We start from the raw sequence: 4,089 nt of genomic DNA, 5'->3' as shown, positions 1-4,089 counted from the left end.
TGGACTCGATGGCGGACCAGGTCAATATCCATGAGGCGAAGACCCAATTCTCGCGCTTGGTGGAACGCGCGGAGCACGGCGAGGAGATCGTCGTCGCACGCGACGGCCGTCCGGTCGCCAAGCTGGGTCCGCTCTCCACGGTCGGCGCGCGTGGTGCGCGACGCCAGCCAGGACGCTTCGCTGGCCAGATCGAGATCGGGGCGGACTTCGACGCGCCGCTGCCCGACGACATCGCCGACGCGTTCGGTGCTTGAGGCATGCGACTGCTGCTCGACACGCACGTGCTGTTGTGGTGGTGGGCGAACAGCCCGCGATTGGGCGGGACGGCTCGCGAGGCGATCGCGACGAGCGACGACGTCGCGGTCAGCGTCGCCAGCATCTGGGAGATCGAGATCAAACGCGCGCTCGGGCGCCTCACGGCTCCGGCAGACCTCCTAGCTGGCGCAGCCGACGACGCGTTCGGGGTGCTCGCGATCGACGGCCCGCACGCGGTCCTCGCCGCCCGTCTTCCGCAGCACCATCGCGATCCGTTCGATCGCGTCCTCGTTGCCCAATCCCGAATCGAGCAGCGCGTGCTCATCACGGCGGACCAGATGATCACGGCCTACGACGTCGATCACCTCACGGCGTGACAAGCTAAGCCTGATTGTCCGCCACGGCGCCGCCGCTCAATAGCGCTCGCGCGAGAAGCGAGAGCTGGGCTGGCTTCTCCTTCCGCGTGTCACCAAGCGCCGTGAGGGGGCGTTAGCGGCGTGGCGAGACGGCAATTGACGCTCGGACCGGCAACGTCTAGTCAGGCCTAGCTAGAAGCGGTACGGTGTCTCGACCATGACCCAGGTCGGCATGCACGAGGCCAAGACCCAGCTCTCCCAGCTGGTCGCCCGCGCTGAAGCGGGTGAGGACATCGTCATCGCCCGACACGGGAGGCCGGTGGTGCGGCTGACGCCTGTGACCCCCACGTCCTCGATGGCGGCCGTCCGCGGCGCGCTGCGCGGGCAGATCACGTTCGCCGACGACTTCGACGAGCTCCCGGAGGGGTTCGACGATGCGTTCGGCGGCGCGCCGTGAAGCTGTTGCTCGACACCCACTCCGCCCTCTGGTGGGTGTCAGGCGACGAGCGCTTCGGCCCCACGGCGGAACGTCTCATGCTCGACCCCGACGCCCAGGTGCTCCTCAGCGCGGTGGTCGTGTGGAAGATCACCGTCAAGCAGACGGTCGGCAAGCTCACCGCGCCGCCGACGTGGAGCGAGGCTCTGCTCGCCGGCGGTGCCACCGAGTTGCCGATCACTCTCAGGCACGCCGCGAAGGTCAGTGACCTTCCCGACCACCACCGGGACCCGTTCGACCGGTTGCTCGTCGCCCAGGCCCTGGTCGAAGATGCGACTCTTGTCTCTCGGGACTCCGCGCTGCACCCCTACGGGGCAGCCATCGCTTGGTGACCCTCTCGCCAGCCGCGCCTACCCCGCCATCCCCTCCCGCAGTCGCGCCACGAGCCGCTCCGGCTGCGCAACTCCGACCGTGAGCTCGGGATGGCGCAGCAGGCCGAACGGGTCCATCCCGCGGACCGGGGTCGCGAAGGTGATGAGGACCCCGCGATCGCCGTTGGGCGTGAAGGACAGACCGCGGTCGGTGATCGCCAGGCGTGCGGGGCCGGCCGTCTTGAAGAAGCGGTAGGGACCCGTGATCTCGACGCTCGTGATGTTGCTCAGCGGCGTCCTCACGCGCCAGCGCCCGTAGCGCGCGTTCAGGTGCGTGTCGGTCACCTCGACCCACGCGGTGTCCGGCCGGACCCCGAACACGGCTCCGGGCTTGCGGTAGGAGGGCGCGAAGGCGAAGTCGAAGCGGTCGGTGCTCATGGCGACGATCCTCGCAGTTGTCGAGGGGCCGCGGCCAGCCCCTCACGCCCGCTGCAGCAACAGCTCCCGATGGCGCTGCTGCAACTGCGCGCTGGGGGTGATGCCCAGCTCGTCGCGCAACAGGCACCGCAGTTCCTCGTAGACGAGCAGGGCCTCGGCGACGTTGCCGTGCGCGTCGAGCGCGTCGATCAGCACGGCGTAGCCGCTCTCGTGGAAGGGCCAGGAGGAGATGAGCGCCCGCCCGGCGCGTTCGGCCGCCGCGACCTCGCCGCCGCCCAGCCCGAGCCCGGCGGCGGCGACGCACTCCAGCGCCCGCCGGCGGATGCTCTCGAGCTCGCGGCGCTCGTCCTGCACCCAGGGCGCCTCGTGCCCGGGAAGCAGACCGCGGGTCGCGGTGTGGAGCGCCACACGGGCTGGACCCCAAGCCTGCGCCCAGTGCCCGGCGGCGACCGCCGACTCAGCACGATGAACGGCCGAGGACGCGGCCTCGAAGTCCACGAAGCTGCCCGCCGGCAGGGCGAGGTGCGGCTCGGCCTTGCCGACGAGCAGGTCGGGGCCGAGCACCCGCCGCAGCTTGGAGAGCAGCGAGTTGAGCGCGGCGTCGGCGGCCCGCGGCGCGCCGTCGGGCCACAGCAGGCCGATGATTTGCGAGCGGCTGATCGCCCGGTCGCGGCGCAGGACCAGCAGGACCAGCAGCTCGCGTCCCTGGCGGCCCGGGATGCCCGGGTCGCGACGCTCCCCGTCGCGCAGGACGGCGATGTGTCCGCACACCTGGATGTGCACGACGGGCACCAAGGTTTCGCCAACGTAATGCCAACCGGCGGCGCTCACAATCCTCCGCGGAGGTTCCACCCACCGACAGGAGGTCACGATGAGCAAGGTCGTCAACTGCGAGTGTGGTCAGACGGTGCGCGCCGAGGACGAGGACGCCCTGGTGGCGCAGGTCGAGGCGCACGTCAGCCGCGACCATCCGGAGCTCGTCGGCAAGCTCTCCCGGGAGGACATCGTCGCGATGTCCGAGGAGGCCTGAACGCAGGCTCCGATCAGCCGGCTCGACCGTTCTGCGCGTCGAGCCGGCGTTCGAGCCCGTCGAGGATCAGGTCCAGGCCCCACTCGAACTCCACGGCCGGGTCGTAGCCGGTCTCGGGCAGCTTCTCGGCGATCTCGGCGAGGTAGGGGTACTGGTCCAGGCCGCCGATCTCCTCCGCGCGTCGCCGCGCCGCCTCGCCCGCGCTCTGCGGGGTCTCGAAGTTCAGCGCACGCTCCTGCTGCGCGAACCCGTACACGTAGGCGTCCTGCACCGAGTAGGCGTGGATCGCGAGCGCGAAGGGGAAGCCGGCCTGTCGCAGGCAGCGCATCGTCGCCTCGTGGTGCTCGAGGTTCGCCGGCCCCGGTCGGCGGATCTCCATGAGCCCGATGGCCCAGGGATGACGCGCGAGGGCGCGGCGCACGGAGAGGGCCCGGGCCTTCAGCGCGGGCTTCCAATCGCTGTCCGGTGAGGGGGCCTCGAGCCGCGCGAAGACCGCGTCGATCATGCCGTCGAGCAGCTCATCCTTGCTCGCGAAGTGCTTGTAGAGCGCCATCGGGACGACCCCGAGCTCCTTGGCCAGCCGGCGCATGCTGAAGCCGTCGATCCCCAGCTCGTCGGCCAGGGCCACCGCGGCGTGGAGGACGCGTTCGCGGTTCAACGGGACTCGGTCGGGCGTCATCGCTTGACAAGTGTACACCGTACACCTATCTTGCGACAAGAAGTGTACGCCGTACACCTGTCCGAAGGGAACGTCATGCGCACCACTCGAAACTCCGCCCGCCTCGCCGGCGTGTTCTTCCTCGTCGCAGCGGCTGCCGCCATCGCCGGCCTCGCGCTCTACGACCCCGTGCTCAAGGACGTCGGCTACGTCGCCGACGCCGGCCGCGGGGACACGCAACTCCTGCTCGGAGCCTTCTTCGAGGTCCTGGTCGTCATCTCGGTGATCGGGACCGCCACCACGCTGTACCCCGTGATCCGCCGCCACGGGGAGGGCCTCGCCGTGTCCTACGTGGTCGGGCGCCTGTTCGAGGCCGCGGTGATCGCGGTCGGGATGATCAGCCTGCTCGCCATCGGCACCTTGCGCCAGGACATCCCGGGTGCGGAGCTCGTCGGCGTGGCAAGCGCCCTGGTCGCCGTCCACGACTGGACCTTCCTGATGGGCCCCGGGCTGGCCATCGGCATCAACACCACGCTGCTGGCGAC

At 70.3% G+C, this 4,089-nt stretch carries 9 protein-coding genes; 6 read left to right on the top strand and 3 right to left on the bottom strand.

Annotated features, from left to right (window positions below; all coding sequences use genetic code 11):
* The first annotated feature begins 8 nt into the window (after window positions 1–8).
* From ABYE80_RS17995 to ABYE80_RS17980, 4 genes are all read left to right on the top strand, one after another.
* Window positions 9–254 carry a type II toxin-antitoxin system Phd/YefM family antitoxin gene (locus ABYE80_RS17995; protein WP_372791684.1) on the top strand — a complete coding sequence of 82 codons (246 nt, stop codon included), beginning with the start codon at window positions 9–11 and terminating at the stop codon, window positions 252–254.
* Between the two features lie 3 nt (window positions 255–257).
* Window positions 258–632 (top strand): type II toxin-antitoxin system VapC family toxin, encoded by a 375-nt coding sequence (locus tag ABYE80_RS17990; RefSeq protein WP_372791682.1) that lies wholly within the window; start codon window positions 258–260, stop codon window positions 630–632.
* Between the two features lie 196 nt (window positions 633–828).
* A complete protein-coding gene (locus tag ABYE80_RS17985; RefSeq protein ID WP_372791681.1) occupies window positions 829–1,068 on the top strand; it encodes a type II toxin-antitoxin system Phd/YefM family antitoxin in 240 nt (79 codons plus the stop codon).
* On the top strand, window positions 1,065–1,439 hold the full coding sequence (locus tag ABYE80_RS17980; RefSeq protein ID WP_372791680.1) for a type II toxin-antitoxin system VapC family toxin: 375 nt from the start codon (window positions 1,065–1,067) through the stop codon (window positions 1,437–1,439). The genes ABYE80_RS17985 and ABYE80_RS17980 overlap by 4 nt, the downstream gene beginning before the upstream one ends.
* Before the next feature lie 18 nt (window positions 1,440–1,457).
* On the opposite strand, the gene ABYE80_RS17975 is transcribed toward ABYE80_RS17980, so the two are convergent.
* Entirely contained in the window at window positions 1,458–1,856 is a 399-nt protein-coding gene (locus ABYE80_RS17975; RefSeq protein ID WP_372791679.1) for a hypothetical protein, read from the bottom strand.
* A gap of 42 nt (window positions 1,857–1,898) precedes the next feature.
* Entirely contained in the window at window positions 1,899–2,648 is a 750-nt protein-coding gene (locus tag ABYE80_RS17970) for a BTAD domain-containing putative transcriptional regulator (RefSeq protein ID WP_372791683.1), read from the bottom strand.
* A gap of 79 nt (window positions 2,649–2,727) precedes the next feature.
* On the opposite strand from ABYE80_RS17970, the gene ABYE80_RS17965 reads away from it, so the two are divergent.
* The gene (locus tag ABYE80_RS17965) at window positions 2,728–2,886 is read left to right on the top strand and encodes a DUF1059 domain-containing protein (RefSeq protein ID WP_372791678.1); all 159 of its coding nucleotides are present in this window, start codon (window positions 2,728–2,730) and stop codon (window positions 2,884–2,886) included.
* 13 nt (window positions 2,887–2,899) lie between these two features.
* Here ABYE80_RS17965 and ABYE80_RS17960 read toward each other — a convergent pair whose 3' ends face one another.
* Entirely contained in the window at window positions 2,900–3,565 is a 666-nt protein-coding gene (locus tag ABYE80_RS17960; RefSeq protein ID WP_372791677.1) for a TetR/AcrR family transcriptional regulator C-terminal domain-containing protein, read from the bottom strand.
* 75 nt (window positions 3,566–3,640) lie between these two features.
* Here ABYE80_RS17960 and ABYE80_RS17955 point away from each other — a divergent pair.
* The coding region (locus ABYE80_RS17955) for a DUF4386 domain-containing protein (RefSeq protein WP_372791676.1) at window positions 3,641–4,089 on the top strand (449 nt) is incomplete at its 3' end.

This window comes from Paraconexibacter sp., from assembly GCF_041602235.1.
Lineage (GTDB): Bacteria > Actinomycetota > Thermoleophilia > Solirubrobacterales > Solirubrobacteraceae > Paraconexibacter.
The sequence above is the reverse complement of the archived record's forward strand: the minus strand, read 5'-3'. Positions and strand labels throughout refer to the sequence as shown.

Bases quoted from the DNA above. Each gene is read 5' to 3' on its own strand.
- ABYE80_RS17995 (WP_372791684.1), top strand. From the start codon at position 9: ATGGCGGACCAGGTCAATATCCATGAGGCGAAGACCCAATTCTCGCGC.
- ABYE80_RS17990 (WP_372791682.1), top strand. From the start codon at position 258: ATGCGACTGCTGCTCGACACGCACGTGCTGTTGTGGTGGTGGGCGAAC.
- ABYE80_RS17985 (WP_372791681.1), top strand. From the start codon at position 829: ATGACCCAGGTCGGCATGCACGAGGCCAAGACCCAGCTCTCCCAGCTG.
- ABYE80_RS17975 (WP_372791679.1), bottom strand. From the start codon at position 1,856: ATGAGCACCGACCGCTTCGACTTCGCCTTCGCGCCCTCCTACCGCAAG.
- ABYE80_RS17965 (WP_372791678.1), top strand. From the start codon at position 2,728: ATGAGCAAGGTCGTCAACTGCGAGTGTGGTCAGACGGTGCGCGCCGAG.
- ABYE80_RS17960 (WP_372791677.1), bottom strand. From the start codon at position 3,565: ATGACGCCCGACCGAGTCCCGTTGAACCGCGAACGCGTCCTCCACGCC.